Annotated in this window: 20 protein-coding genes; 14 read left to right on the forward strand and 6 right to left on the reverse strand. The window is 71.8% G+C overall.

Annotated features, from left to right (window positions below; translation table 11 throughout):
- Positions 1-55: 55 nt before the first annotated feature.
- The 5 genes from ACOBQB_RS21220 to ACOBQB_RS21240 all read left to right on the forward strand — a co-directional run bounded on the left by ACOBQB_RS21220 (position 56) and on the right by ACOBQB_RS21240 (position 5,633).
- Positions 56-934, forward strand: a complete 879-nt coding sequence (locus ACOBQB_RS21220; protein WP_423593733.1) for a DUF4429 domain-containing protein — start codon at positions 56-58, stop codon at positions 932-934.
- Between the two features lie 115 nt (positions 935-1,049).
- Positions 1,050-2,414, forward strand: a complete 1,365-nt coding sequence (locus ACOBQB_RS21225; protein WP_423593734.1) for a sensor histidine kinase — start codon at positions 1,050-1,052, stop codon at positions 2,412-2,414.
- Positions 2,411-3,088: a response regulator gene (locus ACOBQB_RS21230; protein WP_423593735.1), complete on the forward strand. Its 678-nt coding sequence runs from the start codon at positions 2,411-2,413 to the stop codon at positions 3,086-3,088. Before ACOBQB_RS21225 ends, ACOBQB_RS21230 begins: the two co-directional genes overlap by 4 nt.
- A gap of 158 nt (positions 3,089-3,246) precedes the next feature.
- Positions 3,247-4,410 (forward strand): alpha/beta hydrolase, encoded by a 1,164-nt coding sequence (locus ACOBQB_RS21235; RefSeq protein WP_423593736.1) that lies wholly within the window; start codon positions 3,247-3,249, stop codon positions 4,408-4,410.
- Positions 4,407-5,633 (forward strand): acyltransferase family protein, encoded by a 1,227-nt coding sequence (locus tag ACOBQB_RS21240; protein ID WP_423593737.1) that lies wholly within the window; start codon positions 4,407-4,409, stop codon positions 5,631-5,633. Before ACOBQB_RS21235 ends, ACOBQB_RS21240 begins: the two co-directional genes overlap by 4 nt.
- 100 nt (positions 5,634-5,733) lie before the next feature.
- Here ACOBQB_RS21240 and ACOBQB_RS21245 read toward each other — a convergent pair whose 3' ends face one another.
- Positions 5,734-6,225, reverse strand: coding sequence for a MerR family transcriptional regulator (locus ACOBQB_RS21245; RefSeq protein WP_423593738.1), 492 nt, complete (start codon positions 6,223-6,225; stop codon positions 5,734-5,736).
- Between the two features lie 146 nt (positions 6,226-6,371).
- On the opposite strand from ACOBQB_RS21245, the gene ACOBQB_RS21250 reads away from it, so the two are divergent.
- Entirely contained in the window at positions 6,372-7,187 is an 816-nt protein-coding gene (locus ACOBQB_RS21250; protein WP_423593739.1) for a serine hydrolase domain-containing protein, read from the forward strand.
- 82 nt (positions 7,188-7,269) lie between these two features.
- Here ACOBQB_RS21250 and ACOBQB_RS21255 read toward each other — a convergent pair whose 3' ends face one another.
- Complete coding sequence (locus ACOBQB_RS21255) at positions 7,270-7,935, reverse strand: pirin family protein (RefSeq protein WP_423593740.1); 666 nt, start codon at positions 7,933-7,935, stop codon at positions 7,270-7,272.
- A 209-nt stretch (positions 7,936-8,144) separates the two neighbouring features.
- Between ACOBQB_RS21255 and fasR the strand changes: the two genes are divergently transcribed.
- From fasR to fabF, 5 genes are all read left to right on the forward strand, one after another.
- Complete coding sequence (fasR, locus tag ACOBQB_RS21260; protein ID WP_423598642.1) at positions 8,145-9,284, forward strand: fatty acid biosynthesis transcriptional regulator FasR; 1,140 nt, start codon at positions 8,145-8,147, stop codon at positions 9,282-9,284.
- Positions 9,285-9,374: 90 nt separating this feature from the next.
- Positions 9,375-10,286: an ACP S-malonyltransferase gene (locus ACOBQB_RS21265; RefSeq protein ID WP_423593741.1), complete on the forward strand. Its 912-nt coding sequence runs from the start codon at positions 9,375-9,377 to the stop codon at positions 10,284-10,286.
- Between the two features lie 28 nt (positions 10,287-10,314).
- Entirely contained in the window at positions 10,315-11,316 is a 1,002-nt protein-coding gene (locus ACOBQB_RS21270; protein WP_423593742.1) for a ketoacyl-ACP synthase III, read from the forward strand.
- Positions 11,317-11,388: 72 nt separating this feature from the next.
- A complete protein-coding gene (locus tag ACOBQB_RS21275) occupies positions 11,389-11,637 on the forward strand; it encodes an acyl carrier protein (protein WP_423593743.1) in 249 nt (82 codons plus the stop codon).
- A 69-nt stretch (positions 11,638-11,706) separates the two neighbouring features.
- On the forward strand, positions 11,707-12,969 hold the full coding sequence (gene fabF, locus ACOBQB_RS21280) for a beta-ketoacyl-ACP synthase II (protein WP_423593744.1): 1,263 nt from the start codon (positions 11,707-11,709) through the stop codon (positions 12,967-12,969).
- A 67-nt stretch (positions 12,970-13,036) separates the two neighbouring features.
- On the opposite strand, the gene ACOBQB_RS21285 is transcribed toward fabF, so the two are convergent.
- Complete coding sequence (locus ACOBQB_RS21285; RefSeq protein ID WP_423593745.1) at positions 13,037-13,531, reverse strand: DUF3145 domain-containing protein; 495 nt, start codon at positions 13,529-13,531, stop codon at positions 13,037-13,039.
- 342 nt (positions 13,532-13,873) lie between these two features.
- On the opposite strand from ACOBQB_RS21285, the gene ACOBQB_RS21290 reads away from it, so the two are divergent.
- Positions 13,874-14,812 (forward strand): SGNH/GDSL hydrolase family protein, encoded by a 939-nt coding sequence (locus ACOBQB_RS21290; protein ID WP_423593746.1) that lies wholly within the window; start codon positions 13,874-13,876, stop codon positions 14,810-14,812.
- Positions 14,813-14,857: 45 nt separating this feature from the next.
- Positions 14,858-15,847 (forward strand): aldose epimerase family protein, encoded by a 990-nt coding sequence (locus ACOBQB_RS21295; RefSeq protein ID WP_423593747.1) that lies wholly within the window; start codon positions 14,858-14,860, stop codon positions 15,845-15,847.
- A 13-nt stretch (positions 15,848-15,860) separates the two neighbouring features.
- Here the strand turns inward: ACOBQB_RS21295 and ACOBQB_RS21300 are convergent, their stop codons facing one another.
- On the reverse strand, positions 15,861-18,338 hold the full coding sequence (locus ACOBQB_RS21300) for a glycoside hydrolase family 3 protein (RefSeq protein WP_423593748.1): 2,478 nt from the start codon (positions 18,336-18,338) through the stop codon (positions 15,861-15,863).
- A 235-nt stretch (positions 18,339-18,573) separates the two neighbouring features.
- Here ACOBQB_RS21300 and ACOBQB_RS21305 point away from each other — a divergent pair, with 235 nt between their 5' ends.
- Positions 18,574-19,251 (forward strand): TetR/AcrR family transcriptional regulator, encoded by a 678-nt coding sequence (locus tag ACOBQB_RS21305; RefSeq protein ID WP_423593749.1) that lies wholly within the window; start codon positions 18,574-18,576, stop codon positions 19,249-19,251.
- A 3-nt stretch (positions 19,252-19,254) separates the two neighbouring features.
- On the opposite strand, the gene ACOBQB_RS21310 is transcribed toward ACOBQB_RS21305, so the two are convergent.
- Positions 19,255-19,515, reverse strand: a complete 261-nt coding sequence (locus tag ACOBQB_RS21310; RefSeq protein WP_423593750.1) for a hypothetical protein — start codon at positions 19,513-19,515, stop codon at positions 19,255-19,257.
- Positions 19,516-19,689: 174 nt separating this feature from the next.
- Positions 19,690-20,670, reverse strand: coding sequence for a LysR family transcriptional regulator (locus ACOBQB_RS21315; RefSeq protein ID WP_423593751.1), 981 nt, complete (start codon positions 20,668-20,670; stop codon positions 19,690-19,692).
- Positions 20,671-20,709 lie beyond the last annotated feature (39 nt).

Below are 20,709 nucleotides of genomic sequence, written 5' to 3' on the forward strand. Positions count from 1 at the left end.
ACAGCGGCCCGCCGCAGGAGGGACGGAGGCGCGCGTGCCGCCTACGATGAGCCGCATGGGTGACGTACTGGCCGGATTTCATGCCGCCTGGGAGTTCGAGTCCGACTCCGTGCTCATCCGCTTCGAACGGGGAATCCGCACGCCGAAGCTCTTCCAAGCGCTCGGTGAACGGCGTATCCCGCACGAGGCGATCGCAGCGGTGACACTCTCCCCGGGCAAACGCGGAACCGTCGTTCTTCATGCCGTGCCGAGACCCGGCGCCGACCCCCTGATGGAGGCGGCGGCAGGCCAGCTCAAGGACGGCTGCGACCCGTACCGCTTGGTGCTGCCCGCCGAGCGCGAGACGCTCGCCGAGTACTACGCGGACGAGCTGCGGGCACAGGTCTCCGCGGACGACGGCGGGCCGCCGGATCGCTATCTGGTGGCCGCCCCCGAGGCTCCGCTCCAGTTCAAGGCGTACGACGGCAAGGCGTCCTTCGACGGCAAGCTGGTGTCCTTCCGGTGGTTCTGGACGGGCGCCTCGTCGGCGAAGTGGAAGGCCGGTGACCAGAGCTTCGCTGTCACGGATCTCAGTGGCATCGAGTGGCGCTCCCCGGAGGTCTTCGAGGGCCATCTGCGGCTGCTGCGCCGTGACACCCCCGTGGCGCAGCCCGCGCAGGCCGATCAGGACCCGGCGGCCGTCGTCTTCGGCCTCGGATACGGCCCGGTCCACGAGTCGCTGCCGTTCGCCGCGTCGATCCTCGCGGCGATCCGGGCCTCGGGCCCTCCGGCCCTGACGTCCGACGGCGTCGGAGCCGCGCCCGCACCGGCCGTCCGGCGTGATCCGGCGGACATCGCGGACCGCATCCGGCACCTGGGCGAGCTGCATCAGGCGGGGCTGCTCACGGACGAGGAATTCACGACGAAGAAGGCCGAGCTGCTGGCCGAGCTGTGATCGCGCGCCCCACGGGTGGCACCCGTGGGGCGACAGTGATACTTGGGTATGAGGCCCGGTCCAGCTCCCCGGTATGACGGCGCGGGGGATGCTTGATGCCTACGCTGATCAGGCTATGAGCAGCGCGACGACACCTCCCGATCAGGGCCCCGATCGCCCGGCCGACGAGCCGGGCGGACGCGGGGCCGGCCTCCGGCGTGCGACCGCAGCGGTCGTGGACGGTCTGCGGACGGCGGGGGCCTCGCTGTCGACCCCCGCGGGCTCGACCGAGCCGCTGCTGGCGAGCGCCCCCAAACGCTGGGTGCGGATGCTGCCCCACCTGATCGCGCTGGGCTTCGTCGCCACCCTCATCCCCATCACCGTCCAAGTGCTGACGCATGACTACGGGGTGGGGGGCGGACTCGCCGGCGCCCTGGGAGTCGCCCAGGCCGCCCCACTGCTCCTCGCGGTCACCCGGCCGCTTCCCGCGTGGTGGATCGTGATCGTCGCCGATGTCGTGGGCGCGATCATCACGACGGCCTCGAACTCCGACCGACCAGGGCCATGGACCCCCATGATCGTCGTGGGGTATCTGGTCCTCTGCTGTGCGCTGTCCCTGCGGGAGAGGCGCCGCACCCTGCTCGGGGTCTGGTTGGTGACCGTGGTCGCCGGGCTGGCGCTCGGGGCGTTCCATGGAGACGGCGGCCAGGACACCGGCGTGCTGCTGATCGTGCTGAGCGGGGCCGTGCTACTGCTCGGCGCCCTGCTGCGTGAGCGCGGCGACGCCCGGCGCAGGCTCGTCGAGCAGGAGACCATCAGCGAGACCGAGCGCTCCCAGCGCACCCTCCTTGAGGAACGGGCTCGCATCGCCCGTGAGTTGCACGACGTCGTCGCCCACCACATGTCGGTCATCACGATCCAGGCGGACTCCGCGCCCTACCGCCTCGACGGCCTTCCCGAGGCGGCGCGCGAGGAGTTCGGGAGCATAGCGGCGAGCGCCCGGGAATCCCTCACCGAGATGCGGCGGCTGCTGGCGGTGCTGCGCAGCGAGGGGGTGAACGGCGAGCGGGCACCCCAGCCCGGCCTCGACCGCCTGCCGCACCTGGTCGAGGCCACGGTGCGCGCCGGCATACCGATCGACCTGTCCCGTCCGGAGCTGGCGATCCTCACCCACCTGGCCAACGTGTCACCGGCCGTGGACCTGTCCGCGTACCGCATCGTGCAGGAGGCCTTGTCGAACGTGATGCGTCACGCGCCGGGCGCCCGCACCACGATCACGCTCAGTCTGGACGACGAGAATCTCCTGATCCTCGTGGTGAACGGCCCGTCCGAGGAGCCTCCCGCACCCCTGGAGGGCACCGGCACGGGCCACGGACTCGTCGGCATGCGCGAGCGCGTACGGTTGGTCGGCGGCACGGTCGACGTCGGGCCGCTGCCCGACGGCGGCTTCCGTGTCGCCGCCCGTCTCCCCCTGCTCCCGAAGGGCTCCGGCACCGCATGACCATCCGCGTGATCATCGTCGACGACCAGGCCATGGTGCGGGCCGGATTCGCCGCCCTGCTGGCGGCGCAGAGCGACATCGACGTCGTGGGTGAGGCACCGGACGGCAAGAAGGGCGTCGAGGTCAGCCGCAGTACACATCCCGACGTCGTCCTGATGGACGTCCGCATGCCGGAGATGGACGGACTCGCCGCGGCCCGTGCGCTGTTGAACCCGCCTCCGGGAGTGGTGCACATGCCGAAGGTGCTCATGCTCACCACGTTCGACGTGGACGACTACGTGTACGAGGCGCTGCGCGCGGGAGCCTCCGGGTTCCTCCTCAAGGACGCTCCACCCGCGGACCTGATCTCGGCCGTGCGCGTGGTGGCCTCGGGCGAGGCGCTGCTCGCCCCCTCGGTGACCCGGCGGCTGATCGCTGACTTCGCGAAGCAGCGCCCCGCACCGCGCAAGGATCAGTCGCTCCAGCTCAATGGCTTGACACCGCGTGAGACCGAGGTATTGGTGCTGATCGCGCGCGGCCTGTCCAACCAGGAGATCGCCGAGCGCCTGGTGCTCGCCGAGCAGACGGTGAAGACCCATATCGGCCGTGTGCTCCACAAGTTGGGGTTGCGGGACCGCGCCCAGGCCGTGATTTTCGCCTATGAGTCGGGCCTGGTCACGCCGGGCGAGCAGTAGTCCACCCTCGACCCGGCATCCCCTACCTCGGTATCACCCCCGCATACTCCGGTATCACCTGAGAGTCGGCTCCCCGGTGTGACGTGCCGTCGCACACCGTCTCCCTACCTTTCCCTGCGTCAGGCCACAGCGCGCCACGAAGCGGGGAGGAGCCGGCCATGCGGATTCGGTCCTGGAAAGCACGGAGCAAGAGGGCGCTGGTCGCCGTCGCGCTCACGACGACGGTCGTGGCGGGTACGGCGGGTTGGACCGTCGGCAATGAACAGCAGCCGATCACGGGCCCGCCGCCGGGCACGAGTTCCTGGCGCGCGGACCATTCCCTGGGGGTGCGCCTGCCGGACCCCGCGACCGCCTCCCCCACCCGGATCACCGCGTTCTTCGACTCGTTGAGCCCCGCCCGACGTCAAGAGCTGGCGGCACGGCACCCCTCGGTCGTCGGCAATCTCGACGGCGCCCCGGTAGCCCTCCGGTACGAGGCCAACACCCGCTCCCTCAAAGCCGAGCGGGCGCGCGAGCGGGCCCGATCGACCGACCCCGGCCTCACCACGCAGGACCGGGAGCGGGCCCGGGCCCTGATCGTCCGCTACGACGAACTACTCACCCCCGGGAGGCAGATACTGGCGTTCGACCCACGAGGCCGGGGCCAAGTGGCCGAGGTGTACGGCGGCTTGGAGCAGGCCCAGCATGTCTCCGTCGTCGTGCCCGGCTCCGACATCGACCTGAGCACCTTCGATCGCGCCACGGACAAGTACGGTACGCCGGCCGGTATGGGCCGTTCCTTGTACGCAGCGGCCGGCGGGCGCACGGCCGTGGTGGCCTGGGTGGCGTACACCACCCCGGTAGGCCTCGGCCCCGACGCCGCCACCGGCCGCCTCGCCGAAGCGGGTGCGCCACGCCTCGCACGCTTCACCCAGGGACTGACCGCGGCAGGCGCTCCGAGACCCGCCGTGTTCTGCCACAGCTACGGCTCGGTGGTGTGTGGCCTGGCAGCTGCACGCCTCGCCGCGGCCGACCTGGTGGTGCTCGGCTCTCCCGGCATGCGGGCGGACAGTGTCGCCGACCTGCATACCGACGCCCGTGTCTGGGCCGCCAAGGACGACAGCGACTGGATCGGCAAGGTGCCGAACATCGAGCTGTTCGGCCTCGGCCACGGCGAGGACCCGACGTCCCCAGACTTCGGCGCCCGGCACGTCCCCACCGAGCAAGCCGAGGGCCACACCGGCTACTTCACCCCGGGCACGGACTCCCTGCGGGCCCTCGGCCGTATCGCCAGCGGGGCCGACCCCGCCGACGCCACCCGGACCATCGGAGCACGGACATGAGCCTCCCCCTCCTGCACCGCATGCGCGGAGCGGCATCCGCCATGGACGCCCAAACCCCTGCCCACCGCGACCGGGCCATGGACGGGCTGCGCGCCCTGGCCCTGCTCGCCGTGCCGACCGGGCACTGGCTCCTGGGCGGCTTCACCCTCGACGCCGGGGGCGCGCTGCACAACGCGAGCCCGCTGACCTCGTTCGGCTTTTTCGCACCGCTCAGCTGGGTCCTCCAGATGCTGGGCATCTTCTTCCTCGTGGGCGGCCATGCCTCCACGCTGTCGTACCGACGGGCGGCGGGGCGCGGCGAGTCGACGAGGACCTGGCTGCGCGGACGCGTCACAAGACTGGGGCGGCCGGTCCTGGGCGTGACAGCGGTCTGGGCCGCACTGCTTCCGGTGCTGTACACGCTGGGAGTGCCGGGTACGACACTGCGCACGGCGTCCACTTTGGTCATACAGCCCCTGTGGTTCGTGGGCGTCTACATGGTGGTCACGGCGCTCACGCCCTGGTGCATCCGGGCGGTGGAGCGGCTGGGGGCATGGGCCGCGCTGCCTCTGCTCGGGGCGGTCGCCATCGTGGACTTCCTGCGCTACGGGCCGTTCGCGGAGGCCATGCCTTCCTGGCTCTCCCTGCTGAATCTGCTGCCGGGCTGGATGTTCGCCTACCAACTGGGCGTCGCCTGGGGCGAGAAGAAGCTGGGCAGGCACGGGGCCTGGCTCCTGCTGGCCGGTGGCACCGCTCTCTTCGCCGCCCTGCTCCTCGTCTTCCACTACCCGGCATCGATGGTCGGCGTCCCCGGGCAGGCCCGCACGAACTCGCATCCGCCGTCGCTGCTGATCCTCGCCCTGGCCGCCGCGCAGAGCGGCGCGGCGATCCTGCTGCGGGACCGTATCGGCCGGCTGTTGCGCAGGCCCGCCCTGTGGGCGCCGGTCGTCGTGATCAACCTGTCGGCGATGACGATCCTGTGCTGGCACCAGACGGCGCTGCTGGCCGCGGCCGTGCCCGGCTCGTTCCTCGGCGCGGTGCCGGGGCTGACCACGGGCCCCGACACACTGGACTGGATAGCGACTCGGATCGCCTGGCTCCCGGTTCTCGCGGCGCTGCTGGTCCTCATAGGCCGGTACGCCCGGGGCTTCGAGGCGCCGTGGAAACGGGCGAGCCACGCGAGGCGGGCACTCGCCGGGATTCTCGCGGCCGGGTTCACGATATTCGCCCTGGGCCTGGCGTGAGCGACTTCAGGGCCTCGTCGAAGCCTGGCGTGGACCGAACACCCAGCGCCTTTCCGAAGCCTTGCGTGGACCGAACCCAGCGCCTCGCCGAAGCCCTGCGTCAGTCGATCTCGGCACCCTCCGAAGCCCTGCGGGCGCCGGCGTACGTGTCGATCTTGTAGTCGAGGACCGCGAGGGTGTCCTGTAGTTCGGCGATGCGGGTGCGGACGTCGCGCCGGGTGCGCTCCAGCAGATCCTGGCGCTCGTGGAAGGTGTGCTGGCCCTCGCGGACCAGTTCCGCGTAGCGGACCATGTCCGCCACCGGCATCCCGGTCAGGCGGAGCTTGCCGACGAAGGCCAGCCAGTCCAGGTCGCGGTTGCGGTAGCGGCGCTGGCCCGTGTGGGAGCGGTCGATGTGGGGCATCAGGCCGATCCGCTCATACCAGCGCAGTGTGTAGGCGGTGAGGCCGGTGAAAGCGGCCACCTCGCTGATCGTGTAGTGGTCCTCGCCCTCCGGGCGCGGGAGCCCGGCAGGTGCCGAGGCGCAGGGGTCGGCCTCACGGGCAGGACGGGCCGGGCGGGCTGGTGCGGGGGTGGTCTCCATCACCGTCATGTGCCTCACGCTAGAACCTTGGAGTGCGCTCCAAGCAAGTGGATTCGGGAGAAAGATTCGGAGAGAACAGGAGGCATCTCATTCCTTGGTCACTGACGACCACCTGGCGTGACGGCGCTTCTCAAGGAGGAATTACGCTCTTGGACATGCAGAGCTTGGGGATGATCGAGAACTGGCCGGTGCCCACCGCTGCCGCCGCTGTCGTCCGTGCGGACGGGACGGTCGCCGGAACACACGGGCCGACGGACCACCGCTTCGCCCTGGCCTCGGTCACCAAACTCCTCGCGGCGTACGCGGCGCTGGTCGCGTATGAGGAAGGCGCGGTCGAGCTCGACGAGCCCGCCGGGCCCGAGGGGTCGACGGTGCGGCATCTGCTCGCGCACACCAGTGGGCTCGCCTTCGACGAGCACCGGGTGATGTCGGCGCCGGGGACGCGGCGGCTGTACTCCAACGCGGGGTTCGAGGTGCTGGGCGAACACATCGCCAAGGCCACGGACATTCCGTTCGGGGAGTACCTGCGGCAGGCCGTGCTGGAGCCGCTCGGCATGACCGCCACCGCGCTGGAGGGCGAGGGTTCGCCCGCCAAGGACGGGGTGTCCACTGTCGACGACCTCGTCCGGTTCGCCGCGGAGGTGCAGGCGCCTCGGCTGCTGGACGCGCGGACGGTGGCCGCGGCGATGACGGTGACGTATCCGGGGCTGAAGGGCGTGCTGCCGGGGTACGGGCATCAGAATCCCAACGACTGGGGGCTCGGGTTCGAGATCCGGGACTCCAAGGCGCCGCACTGGACGGGCAGTTCGTCTTCGCCTCGGACGTTCGGGCACTTCGGGCAGGCCGGGACGTTCCTGTGGGTCGACCCGGACGCGGGGGCGGCCTGCGTCGCCCTCACCGATCGGCCTTTCGGGCCCTGGGCCGTCGAGGTGTGGCCCGCGTTCACCGACGCGGTGCTCGGGGAGCTCTGAGGTCCGCAGGTGCGCTCGGGGCCTTGGGAACCCCGGGCGCGGTGGCTCCGCTCCACTCACCATCGGCCCATCCCCTTGGGGCCTACCCTCCTGTCATCTCCCACACCAGCAGTTCCGCCGGGGCATCGGCCGTGGCCACCGCCTCCAGGCCGCTCTCGGCCGTGATCCGCGCCGAGTCCCCGGCGGCCAAGCGCTCCTCCCCGAGCCGTATCTCGCCGCGCACCAGGTGGACGTAGGCGAAGGGGGAGCCGGGCAGCGCGGTGCGTTCGTCGGGGGCCAGGCGGCGGGTGTGCAGCAGGGCACCGGCGCCGGGGATTTCGTACGGGGTCGAGTCGGCGATGCCGTGGATGACGGCGTAGGACGGGTCGCCGCCCGGAGAGAGGGGGGCCAGCCACATCTGGATGAAGACGAGAGGAGCCTTGCCGTCGTTGCGTTCCACATGGCGGACGCCGCCCGCAGCGGACAGGTGCTGGACGTCGCCGGGGCGGACCAGTGACTCGTGGCCCGTCGAGTCGCGGTGGGTCAGTTCGCCCTCGACGACCCAGGTGACGATCTCGGTGTGGCTGTGCGGGTGTTCGTCGAAGCCCGCGCCGGGCGCGAGGCGTTCTTCGTTGCAGGCCAGGATGGCGCCGAAGCGGAGGTTGTCGGGGTCGTAGTGGGGACCGAAGGAGAAGGCGTGGAAGGACTCGATGCCGGCCGCCGCCTCCCCGCCGCGGTACCGGTCGCCGGAGCGCCGTACGTCAATCACGCACCCCACGGTATCCCCGGATCACACACCCCACGTCAGCCCCGGCACCGCATGTGCCCGCCCCGATAAGGCAGTCTTGTCCCGTGCCCGAACCCTCAGCGAACGAAGACCACCAGGAGTCCCGGCCGGGGTCCCCGCCCGGTTCCCCACAGGAGCCGGGACCCGGGCCCCGCCAGGACCGCCGCACCCCCCACGCGCACACCGCGACCCTGAAGCGGCTGGAGAAGTCGTCAGGGAGCCTCGCGGCGCAGGCCATCGCGCGCATGGACGAGACACTCTCCTGGTACCGGGCGATGCCGCCGGAGAACCGCTCCTGGATCGGCCTGGTCGCCCAGGCCGGTATCGCCGCGTTCACCGAGTGGTTCCGGCACCCGGACGCTCCGCAGGCCATCTCCACCGACGTCTTCGGCACCGCCCCCCGCGAGCTGACCAGGGCGATCACGCTGCGCCAGACCGTGGAGATGGTGCGTACGACGATCGAGGTGATGGAGTCCGCGATCGACGAGGTGGCGGCCCCGGGAGACGAATCCGTCCTCCGTGAGGCGCTGCTCGTCTACGCCCGCGAGATCGCCTTCGCGACCGCGCAGGTGTACGCGCAGGCCGCCGAGGCACGCGGTGCCTGGGACGCCCGGCTCGAATCGCTGGTCGTGAATGCGGTGCTCTCCGGGGAGGCCGACGAGGGTGCCGTCTCCCGCGCCGCGGCGCTGGGCTGGAACTCCCCCGAGCACGTGTGCGTGGTGCTCGGCACCGCCCCGGACGGCGACAGCGAGCTGACCGTCGAGGCCATCCGCCGGGCCGCCCGGCATGCCAAGCTCCAGGTCCTGACGGGCGTGCTCGGCACTCGCCTGGTGGTCATCGCGGGCGGCAGCGACAACCCCCTGGCGGTCGCGAAAGCGCTGATCGGGCCGTATGCCGCCGGTCCCGTGGTGGCCGGGCCGATCGTCCCGGATCTGCTGGCCGCCACCCGTTCCGCGCAGGCCGCGGCCGCCGGGCTCAAGGCGTGCTCGGCCTGGCAGGACGCCCCGCGGCCCGTCCTCGCGGATGATCTGCTGCCCGAGCGGGCCATGGCCGGGGATCCGGCGGCCCGTGAGCAGTTGGTGGAGGAGATCTACAGACCCCTGGAGGAAGCGGGCTCCGCGCTCCTGGAGACGCTCAGTGTCTATCTGGAGCAGGCGAGCAGCCTCGAAGGGGCGGCCCGGATGCTCTTCGTCCACCCCAACACCGTGCGCTACCGGCTTCGACGTGTGACTGACGTCACCGGATGGTCGCCCTCCGATGTGCGCTCCGCGTTCACACTCCGAATCGCGCTCATCCTGGGGCGTCTGGCCAACGGGGATCCTCAGCCGTAGGGCTTTTGTTGGGCCTCTACAATTCCCCCAGCCGTTCTTCGTCCCTGTCCCCACGGGCGGCTCACGCCGTCGACAAGAGAGAGTGTGAGAGTGCTCGTACTCGTCGCTCCCGGCCAAGGCGCTCAGACGCCCGGCTTCCTAACCCCCTGGCTCGACCTCCCCGGCGCGGCAGACCGCCTCGGCGCCTGGTCCGACGCCATCGGGCTCGACCTTGCCCACTACGGCACGCAGGCCGACGCGGACGCGATCCGTGACACCGCCGTGGCCCAGCCGCTGCTGGTGGCCGCCGGTCTGCTCTCCGCCGCGGCACTGGGTGACATCGCGCCGGGTGCGGTCGCCGGGCACAGCGTCGGTGAGATCACGGCCGCCGCGTACACCGGTGTGATCGGTGACGACGACGCGCTGCGCCTGGTGCGCAAGCGCGGTCTCGCCATGGCCGAGGCCGCCGCCGTCACGGAGACCGGTATGGCGGCGCTGCTCGGCGGTGACCCCGAGGTCACCGTCCCGCACCTGGAGAAGCTCGGCCTGACCCCGGCCAATGTGAACGGCGCGGGCCAGATCGTGGCCGCCGGCACCAAGGAGCAGCTGGCCGCGCTGGAGGCCGACAAGCCCGAGGGCGTGCGCAAGGTCGTCGCCCTCAAGGTCGCGGGCGCCTTCCACACGCGCCACATGGCTCCGGCGGTGGCCCAGCTGGAGGAGGCCGCCAAGGGCCTCACCCCGGCCGACCCGAAGATCACGTACGTCTCGAACCGCGACGGCAAGGCGGTCGCCACCGGCGCCGAGGTGATCGAGCGCCTCGTGGGCCAGGTCGCCAACCCGGTCCGCTGGGACCTGTGCATGGAGACGTTCCAGGAGATGGGCGTCACCGCGCTGATCGAGGTGTGCCCCGGTGGCACGCTGACCGGTCTGGCCAAGCGCGCGCTGAAGGGCGTCCAGACGCTCGCGGTGAAGACCCCCGATGACCTCGACGCGGCCCGCGCGCTCGTCGCCGAGCATTCCTGAGCCGACGACAGACAAGGAGCCGTAGCGCATGTCGAAGATCAAGCCCAGTCAGGGCGCCCCGTACGCGCGGATCATGGGCGTCGGCGGCTACCGGCCCACCCGTGTCGTGCCGAACGAAGTGATCCTGGAGACGATCGACTCGTCCGACGAGTGGATCCGTTCCCGCTCGGGCATCGCCACCCGCCACTGGGCCTCCGACGAGGAGACCGTGGCCGCGATGTCGATCGAGGCCGCGGGCAAGGCGATCGCCGACGCGGGCATCACGCCCGAGCAGATCGGCGGCGTGATCGTCTCGACGGTCTCGCACTTCAAGCAGACCCCGGCCATCGCGACCGAGATCGCGGACAAGATCGGCGCGGGCAAGCCCGCCGCGTTCGACATCTCCGCGGGCTGCGCCGGCTTCGGTTACGGCCTGACGCTGGCCAGGGGCATGGTCACCGACGGCTCGGCCGAGTATGTCCTGGTCATCGGCGTGGAGCGGCTGAGCGACCTCACCGACCTGAGCGACCGCGCGACGGCGTTCCTGTTCGGTGACGGCGCCGGTGCCGTGATCGTCGGCCCCTCCAAGGAGCCGCGGATCGGCCCCACGGTCTGGGGCTCGGAGGGCGACAAGTCCGAGACGATCAAGCAGACCGAGTCCTGGGAGGCGTACCGCAAGGGTGCCCCCGACAAGTTCCCTGCCATTACGCAGGAAGGCCAGGCGGTGTTCCGCTGGGCCGTGTTCGAGATGGCGAAGGTCGCCCAGCAGGCGCTGGACGCGGCCGGAATCACCGCGGACGACCTGGACGTCTTCATTCCGCACCAGGCCAACGAGCGGATCATCGACTCGATGGTGAAGACTTTGAAACTGCCGGAGCACGTCACGGTGGCCCGTGATGTGCGCACCACCGGCAACACCTCGGCCGCCTCGATCCCGCTCGCGATGGAGCGGCTTCTGGCGACCGGCGAGGCGAAGAGCGGCGACACCGCGCTCGTCATCGGCTTCGGGGCGGGTCTCGTGTACGCCGCCACGGTCGTTACCCTCCCCTAGGCATCACGTACGGATCATCCGGTCCGCACCCAAGACGCCACACCCTCTGGCTATACAAGAAGGAGCGCCAACATGGCCGCCACTGAGAAGGAGATCGTTGACGGTCTCGCGGAGATCGTCAACGAGATCGCCGGCATCCCGGTCGAGGACGTCCAGACGGACAAGTCCTTCACCGACGACCTGGACGTCGACTCGCTGTCCATGGTCGAGGTCGTCGTCGCCGCCGAAGAGCGCTTCGACGTGAAGATCCCGGACGACGACGTCAAGAACCTCAAGACGGTCGGTGACGCGACCGAGTACATCCTGAAGCACCAGGCCTGATCAGGCCGTGCTCAGTCGCCACCCGGCGGTGGCGCCGCTGATCCCCTCAAGACCGTGGAGAAATTTCCTGTGAACTCGACCAATCGCACCGTGGTCGTCACCGGTATCGGCGCAACCACACCGCTGGGTGGCGACGCAGCCTCGACGTGGGAGGGCCTGCTCGCGGGCCGTTCCGGCGTCAGCTTGCTGGAGCAGGACTGGGCAGCCGAGCTGCCCGTCCGTATCGCCGGTCAGATCGCCGTGGAGCCCGGCGAGGTCATCCCGCGCCCGCAGGCGCGCAAGCTGGACCGCTCGGCGCAGTTCGCGCTGATCGCGGCCAAGGAGGCCTGGGCCGACGCGGGCTACACCGCCAAGGCCGGTGAGGACTCCGCGGTCGACCCGCACCGCCTCGGCGCGGTCATCGCCTCCGGCATCGGCGGCGTGACCACGCTCCTGGACCAGTACGACGTGCTCAAGGAGAAGGGCGTACGCCGCGTCTCCCCGCACACCGTGCCGATGCTGATGCCCAACTCGCCGTCGGCCAACGTCGGCATCGAGCTGGGCGCCCGCGCGGGCGTCCACACCCCGGTGTCGGCCTGCGCCTCGGGCGCGGAGGCCATCGGCTACGCGATCGAGATGATCCGCACCGGCCGCGCCGACGTCGTCGTCGCGGGCGGCACGGAGGCGGCGATTCATCCGCTGCCGATCGTCGCGTTCGGCAACATGATGGCGATGTCCAAGAACAACGACGACCCGCAGGGTGCCTCGCGCCCCTGGGACGCGGACCGCAACGGCTTCGTGCTCGGCGAGGGCGCCGGTGTGATCGTCCTGGAGTCCGAGGAGCACGCCAAGGCCCGCGGCGCCAAGATCTACGCGGAGGCCGTCGGCCAGGGCATCTCGGCCGACGCGCACCACATCACGCAGCCCGAGCCGTCCGGCAACGGCATCGCCGCCGCGCTGCAGAACCTGATCGACACGACGGACCTCAAGCCGGCCGAGATCGCGCACGTGAACGCGCACGCCACCTCGACCCCGCAGGGCGACGTCGCCGAGATCAAGGCGCTGCGCAAGGCCTACGGCGACGACGTCGACCACATGGCGATCTCCAGCACCAAGTCGATGACGGGGCACCTGCTCGGTGGCGCGGGCGGCGTGGAGACCGTGGCCACGGTCCTCGCGCTCAAGAACCGTGTCGCCCCGCCGACGATCAACTTGGAGAACCTCGACCCGGAGGTCGACGCCGACGTCGTCCGCGGCGAGGCCCGCCCGCTGCCCGAGGGCCGGATCGCGGCGCTGAACGACTCGTTCGGCTTCGGCGGTCACAACGTCGTCCTGGCGTTCAGGACCGTCTGAGCCCGACCCGGTCGTACGCATGTGAAGGGGCCCCCACCATCCGGTGGGGGCCCCTTCGCGTCCCGCGTCAGACGACCTGGTGCAGCCACCGCACCGGCGCGCCCTCGCCCGCGTACCGGAAGGGTTCCAGTTCGTCGTCCCAGGGCTTGCCGAGGAGCTTGGCGAGCTCGGCCTCCAGGTCGCTCTCGCCGCGCTGGGAGCGGGCGAGGGCGGCGCGCAGGCGGTCCTCGGGGATGAGGATGTCGCCGTGCAGGCCGGTCACGGCGTGGAAGATGCCGAGGTCGGGCGTGGCGCTGTACCGCTCGCCCTCGGCGGTGGCGCAGGGCTCCGCCGTGACCTCGAAGCGCAGCAGATCCCAGCCGCGCAGGGCGGAGGCGAGCTTGGAGGCGGTGCCCACCGAGCCCTGCCAGGAGAATTCGGATCTCCAGGTGCCCGGCGCCGCGGGCTGCCTGATCCAGTCGAGGCTCACACGCGCGCCGAGTACGCCCGCGATGGCCCACTCGACGTGTGGGCACAGCGCGCGCGGAGCGGAGTGCACGTACAGAACTCCACGTGTCGTCACCGGGACCTCCAGTGTGGGTCGAGGTTCGCCTTCCCCAGCGGCCTCGCGCCCGTGCCGAGCAATTTTCCCCAAATGCTAGAGAAACCTGGGAAAAGGGGACAGATGTGACGTGATGTAATTTAGCGGAACCACAGCAGCGGGGGCGTCACGGGGTGGATCACCCGCCTGTCGCCACCCGTGACACCAGGGCCAGGCGGCTACGGGGCGAGGCTACCGTGCGGCGGCGCAAGGAGTGTGACGTACCGTCGGTCCGAGGGCCAGGAAACTCCGACCTTTCACCCGGCGGGGCGCAACCCCGGGCACGCGCACGACGTCACGTTGAACGACAGAGGGGACCAGGGGATGCGCAACCGCAGGCACCGCTCAGGCTCGCGCGGCGCCGTCGCTGCACGCTCGCGCGGCATCGTCGCTCTCGCGGCGGCGGCCCTCCTCGGCGCCGCGACACTCACCGCGTGCGACGCCCAGGGCGGCAACGCCTCGGCCCCCGGCTCCTCCCCGCACGGCAAACCCTCCCCGAAACCGACGCCCGCCTGGGACACCACGCCCCGTTCGCTGGCGGCCGTCGGCGACTCCATCACGCGGGGCTTCGACGCCTGCTCGGTGCTCTCCGACTGCCCCGAGGCGTCCTGGGCGACCGGCACCGACGCCGAGGTGCAGAGCCTCGCCACGCGTCTCCTCGGGAAGCGGCGGGCCGCCTCGCACAGTTGGAACCACGCGAAGAGCGGCGCCCGCATGGCGGACCTGCCCGAGCAGGTCGCCCGGGCCGTCACCGAGCGGCCCGAGCTGGTGACCGTGATGGTCGGCGCCAATGACGCGTGCCGGCCGACGGCCGCCGCGATGACGCCGGTCGACGCGTTCCGCGCCGACTTCGAGCAGGCGATGCGCACCCTGCGCCGCTCCCTGCCGAAGGCGCAGGTGTACGTGGCGTCCGTGCCGGATCTCAAGCGGCTCTGGACGCAGGGGCGCGCCAGTCCGCTGGGCAAGCAGGTGTGGAAGCTGGGCATCTGCCCCTCGATGCTGGGCGATCCCGACGACCTCGGTGCCGCGGCGTCCGAGCGGCGCGACACCGTGCGGGAGCGCGTGGTGGCGTACAACGAAGTCCTTGAGGACGTGTGCCACAAGGATCGCCGCTGTCGGTACGACGGCGGGGCGGTCTTCGACTACCGCTTCGACGGCGACCAGTTGAGCCACTGGGACTGGTTCCACCCCAGCAAGAACGGGCAGTCGCGCCTGGCCGAGCTGGCCTACCGGCAGGTGACGGCGCGCAAGCCGGTCGTGTAGGCGGGCGGGGCCCGGGCAAGTGGTCGCGGGCATAGGGTCGCGGACATGCGCAGTGAACTCTTCGGCACGCTCCCCGACGGCACGTCCGTCCACCGCTGGATCCTGGAGAGGGACGGCGTGCGGGTGCGCGTGCTGACGTACGGGGGGATCGTGCAGTCGGCGGAGGTTGCGGGCCGTTCCGGTGTGGTGGCGTCGGTGGCGCTGGGGTTCGAGGGGCTTGAGGGGTATCTGAGCCATCCCGGGCCGTACTTCGGGGCGCTGGTGGGGCGGTACGCGAACCGGATCGCGGGCGGTGCCTTCCCGCTCGACGGGCGCACGCACCACCTCGCGCGGAACGACGGGCCGAACGGCCTGCACGGCGGTGAGCGCGGCTTCGACAAGCACGTCTGGGACGCGGAGCCGGCCGGCGACCACGGGGTGCGGCTGTCGCGGGTGAGCCCGGACGGCGAGGAGGGCTATCCGGGGCGGCTCACGGTCTCGGCGACGTACGCGCTGGACGCGGCGGGCGCGCTGAGCATCGCGTACGAGGCGACGACCGACGCCCCGACCGTCGTGAACCTCACCAACCACACGTACTGGAACCTCGCGGGCGCCCGCTCCGGCAGGGCGCTCGGGCACGAGGTGCGGATCGACGCCTCCCGGATCACTCCGACGGACGGCGCCGGGATCCCGACGGGGGCGTACGAGGACGTGGCGGGGACGCGCTTCGACTTCCGCGCGGCGCGGCCCGTCGGGCCGGGTCTCGACCACAACTACGTGCTGGACAAGGGCGTCACGGCCCGGCCGGTCGAGGTGGCCGCGCTGCGCGACCCCGCCTCCGGCCGCACCCTGACGGTGGCGACGACGGAGCCGGGGCTTCAGCTCTATACGGCCGATCACTTCTCGGCGGACCTGCCGTTCGTGCCGGGGGGCGGGGTCGCGCTGGAGACGCAGCGGTTCCCCGACTCCCCGAACCGGCCGCGGTTTCCCTCGACGGTGCTGCGGCCGGACGAGGTGTACCGGTCGGAGACGGTGTACGGGTTCTCCGTGAGGTGACGTTCCACGCCCCTCAGGGAGTGACCGTGAGCTCCCGGTCCAGGCGGAGGTCCGCGAGGGAGCGGCCCGCCTCCAGCCGGTACGAACCGGCTTGGTACGCCCACCCGTCGGCGTCCTCGTCCCAGATCTCGAAGGCGCGGCGCGGCAGTCGCACGGTCACCTCGACGCTCTCGCCGGGCGCCGCCTCGACGCCCGCGAAGCCGGCCAGCCGACGGGCCGGGCGGTCGGTGCCGGGTTCGGTGGGGGCCAGGTAGACCTGGACGACCTCGCGGCCCGCGCGCTGCCCGGAGTTGCGGACGCGGACCGTGGCCGTCGTGCCCTCGACGGTCAGCGACTCGTACGTCCAGTCGGTGTAGCCGAGGCCGTGGCCGAACGCGTACGACGGGGTGGCACCCGCCTTCTCCCAGGCGCTGTAGCCGATGAACACGCCCTCGGAGTAAGGGAGTTCGCCTTCCTCCGGGGTGACCTGGGTGACGGGGGCGGTGGCGAGGTCGCCCCAGGTGGTGGGGAGCCGGCCGCCGGGCTCCTCGGCGCCGAGGAGGACGTCGGCGAGGGCGGCGCCGCCCTCCTGGCCGGGGAACCAGCCGAGCAGGACAGCGGCGACCTCGTCGCGCCAGGGCAGCTCCACCGGGGAGCCGGAGTTGACGACGACCACGGTGTTCGGGTTGGCGGCGGCCACCGCGCGGACCAGGTCGTCCTGGCGGCCCGGCAGCCTCAGGTCCCGGCGGTCGAAGCCCTCGGACTCGACGCGTTCGGTGGTGGCGACGACCACGACGGCGGTGTCCGCGCGACGCGCCGCCGCGACGGCCTCGGACATGAGTTCATCGGCGGCGCGCTGCGGGCCGAGGTGGACGAGGGAGAACATGACGCCCGGCAGCGGGGCCGCGACCGCCTTGTCGAGGCGGTGGAGGAGGGAGACCTCGACGGGCTCGCCCTCGGTGAGCGCCGCCGTGCCGCGCTCGACCGGGGAGCCGAAGAACGCCGCGAAGGGGTCGGACTCGGCGCCCATCTCCTGCACGCCGTCGTACAGGACGCGGCCGTCGACGGCGAGGGTGAAAGCGCCGAGGCCGCGCGTGCCGAAGGAGTGCTCGCCGCTCTCGCGCGGCGTGAACGTGCCGACCACCTCGACGCTCGCCATGGCCTCGTGGGTGACGCCGTCGGGCAGGTCGTCGCCGATCCACTGCACCTGGCCGGAGGGGAGGCTGCCCTCGCCGAGGACGTTGCCCTCGGCATCCCGGCAGACGGCGCGCAGCTCGAACCCCTTGTCGGCGGGGGCGAGTTCGTCGCTGGGGTCGGCCCCGACCGCGTACGTGAGCGCGCCCTCGGGCAGGGCGGCGGTGAGGCCGTCGAGCGGGGAGACGACGCGGGCGGGGAAGACGGTGGCGGAGCCGCCGCCGAGGACGCGGGCGTCGCGGGCGGCGGCGCCGATGAGGGCGACCTTGGCGGTGACGGGGTTCAGCGGGAGGGCACGGTTCTCATTGCGTACGAGGACGAAGGAGCGACGGGCGATCTCGCGGGCCAGGGCCTCGCCGTCGACGGTGTCGGGGACCCGGGTGACGGCCGGTTCGGCACCTTCGAGGGCGCCGACGCGGGCGGCCAGGCGCAGGACGTTGCGGACCGCCTCGTCGACGGTCTCCTCCTTGACCTCGCCCGCGCGGACGGCGGCGGCGAGCGGCTCGCCGTAGACGGTGCGGGGGCCGGGCATGGCGACGTCGAGGCCGCCCTCGATGGCGCCGGCGGTGGAGCGGGCGGCCATCCAGTCGGAGACGTTGAAGCCGTCGAAGCCCCACGCGCCGCGCAGGACCTCGTTGACGAGGTGGCGGTGTTCGGTCATCGTCACGCCGTTGACCTGGTTGTACGCGGTCATGATGCCCCAGGGGCGGGCGCCGGTGACGATCGCCTCGAAGGGAGCGAGGTAGAGCTCGCGCAGGGCCCGCGCGCCGATCTTGTTGTCGACGGTGAAGCGGTCGGTCTCGGCGTCGTTGGCGACGAAGTGCTTGACGGTCGTGCCGACGCCGCCGGACTGCACGCCCCGGACGTAACCGGTACCGATCACTCCGGTCAGGTAGGGGTCCTCGCTGTACGCCTCGAAGTGGCGGCCGCCGAGCGGGGAGCGGTGGAGGTTGACGGTCGGTGCGAGCAGAACGTGCACGCCCTTGCGGCGGGCCTCCTGCGCGAGAAGCACGCCGGCGCGGCGGGCCAGGTCCTGGTCCCAGGTGGCGGCGAGGGCGGTCGGGGAGGGCAGGGCGATGGACGGGTCGTCGGCGGTCCAGCGGACGCCGCGCACGCCGATCGGGCCGTCGGACATCACGAGGGACTTCAGGCCGATCTCCGGCAGGGCGTGCAGGGACCACATGTCCTTGCCGCCGAGCAGGCGGGCCTTGGCGTCCAGGTCGAGCCGGGCGAGCGCGGCCTCGACGACCGCTTCCCGCGCCCGCGCGGCGCGCGTGACATCGGTGGGCGTGGTCTCCGTGGGCTGGGGTTCCGCCATGGCGGTGCCTCCTCGTCGAGTCCGTCCCGGCCGTCCATGCCGGCTCCTCCCATCCTGCACCGCCTACCTGTAGATCGGTAGTTTTCGTTATGTTAGCGTTATGCGGCGCCCTGACCTTTTAGGAACCTGGCGTTGTACGAACCTGACGTCGTACGAACCTGACGTCGTACGAAGATGTCGTACGGTCCTGCGAGAGCTCACGGAGCGGGGCGGGGCCGAGGGAAAGGTGCGGACCATGGCTGCGGGCAAGGCGAGGCCCAGGGGCGAGGAGCGGCGCGCGGAGATTCTGCGGGCTGCCCTGGAGGTGATCGCCGAGCGCGGGTACCGGGGCGCGAGCCTCGGGGCGGTCGCCGAGCGGGTCGGACTCACGCAGCAAGGCCTGCTGCACTACTTCCCCACCAAGGAAGCCCTGCTGGTGGCCGTTCTGGAGGCCCGCGACCAGTGGGACGCCGTGCCGCGCGGCGAGTGGCGGCTGGATCTGCTCGGCTCGCTCGTGGAGTACAACGCGATGCGGCCCGGCATCGTGCAGACCTTCTCCGCGCTGCTCGGCGAGAGCGTGACGGACGGGCATCCGGCGCGGGCCTTCTTCACCGGGCGGTACGAGGCGGTGCGCGGGAGCTTCGCGGCGGTGCTGCGCGCCGAGTACGGGGAGCGGCTGCCGTCCGGTCTCACGCCCGAGGCGGCGGCGCCGCTGATGGTGGCGGTGATGGACGGGTTGCAGTACCAGTGGCTGCTGGACCCGGACGCGGTGGACATGCCGGGGGCGTTCGGAGCCTTCCTGGAGCTCCTGGCGGGCGGGGGCGATGCCTGTCGGCCAACCGTCGGCGGCGGGGACGGCCGCGACCGCGCCGACCTCGATCAGCGCCCCGGCCCGCGCGGTCTGCGCGGGCCGGGGCGCGGGGGCTCGCGGTGAGGCCTACTGGCTCGCGCGGCGGCACCCCTCGTAGGCGATCTGAGCGGGCACGTAATCCCGCCGCAGCTCGGTGTAACAGGCCCGTACGTCTCCCTGGGCGCCGATCACGCAGCCCCGTTCGACCACTTCGGGGTTGGTCTCGGGGTGCTGTTCCAGGACGTAGTAGAAGCATGCCTGCGGCGTCGCGTGAGCGGCCGGGGCTGCGATCACGGCGCCGCCGAGGATGAGGGCGAGCCCGCTGAGAGCGGCGGCAAGACGCGGCATGAGACGCGTGATGAGTGTCCTTCCGGGTGAGAGGCCGAGCCGGTGACTCGCCCTGACGGTGATCCACGCGGAAGCTCCCCGGGACGACACTCGTTGACGCCGAGGCTAGTGGGGCGCGCGAGGTGAACAGCGGGCGCGCCGAGCGCATGCCGACGCAGATCCTGACTGCCCGGCCTAGCTGCCGCCGGCCGGGCGCGGCGCCGGTGCCGGGGGCGTGATCCCCGTGGGCTGGGGGGCCCACGAGGGGCGCCAGGTCGGCTCGGGGAGCGGGGGCAGGCCGGCGAAGTGGTCGGTGATCGCCCGGAGACCGGGGTGGGGATTGTCCCGGAGGAAGAGGAGCGAGAGCGGGTACGCGAGCGTCGGACCGGCGATGGGGATGCGGCGCAGGTCGTGGTGGGCCGGCCAGAGGTACCGGTCGCGGGAGCCGACGAGGGTGGCGACGTCCGGGGAGTCGGCGAGGATGTCGAGGAGTACTTCGTTGCCGAAGTTCGGGCCGGTGGCGTCGATGCGCAGGTCGAACGCGGTGACGAGCTGGTCGTAGAAGTCCGCCCACTCGCTGCGCGGCGCGATGCCGGGCACCCGGATCCGGTGCCCGCGCAGCCGGGACGGGGTCAGGGTCCGCGCGGCGGCGAGCGGGTGCCTCGGGCCGACGAGGAGTTCCAGCGGCGAGTCGAACGCGTGGACCATCCGCACATCGCGCGGCAGTGCGGCCGGGTCGGTGACCGAGCGGAACGAGGCGTCGAGGTCGCCCGCCTGGATGGCGGCGACCACCTCACGCGGGTCGTTGGCCCTGAGGGTCACCACGTCGAGGTCGGTAGCGGGACGCGACCGCCAGTAGTCGTGCAGGAGGACGGCCTGCGCGGACCGCAGGCCGAGGACGTCGATCCGCAGGGCGCGCGAACCCGGCCTGATCGCGGTGACGGCGCGGTCGGCCGCCGCGACGATGTGCCGGGCGTGCGGGAGAAAGGCCTGGCCGTCGAGGGTCGGCTCGACCCCTCGGGCGGTACGGGTGAACAGCCGGACGCCGAGTTGGCGTTCGAGGGTGGCGATCCGCTTGGACACGGCCTGTTGTGTGACGCCCAGCTCGTCGGCCGCGTGCCGCAGCTGCCCCAGCTCGGCCGCGCGGACGAATGAGCGCACGGCCTCGGTATCCATGGAGCCAGCGTACGCACGCTCAACCAGTGGTTGTGGCTC

Source organism: Streptomyces sp. G5(2025) (assembly GCF_049542075.1).
GTDB lineage: Bacteria > Actinomycetota > Actinomycetes > Streptomycetales > Streptomycetaceae > Streptomyces.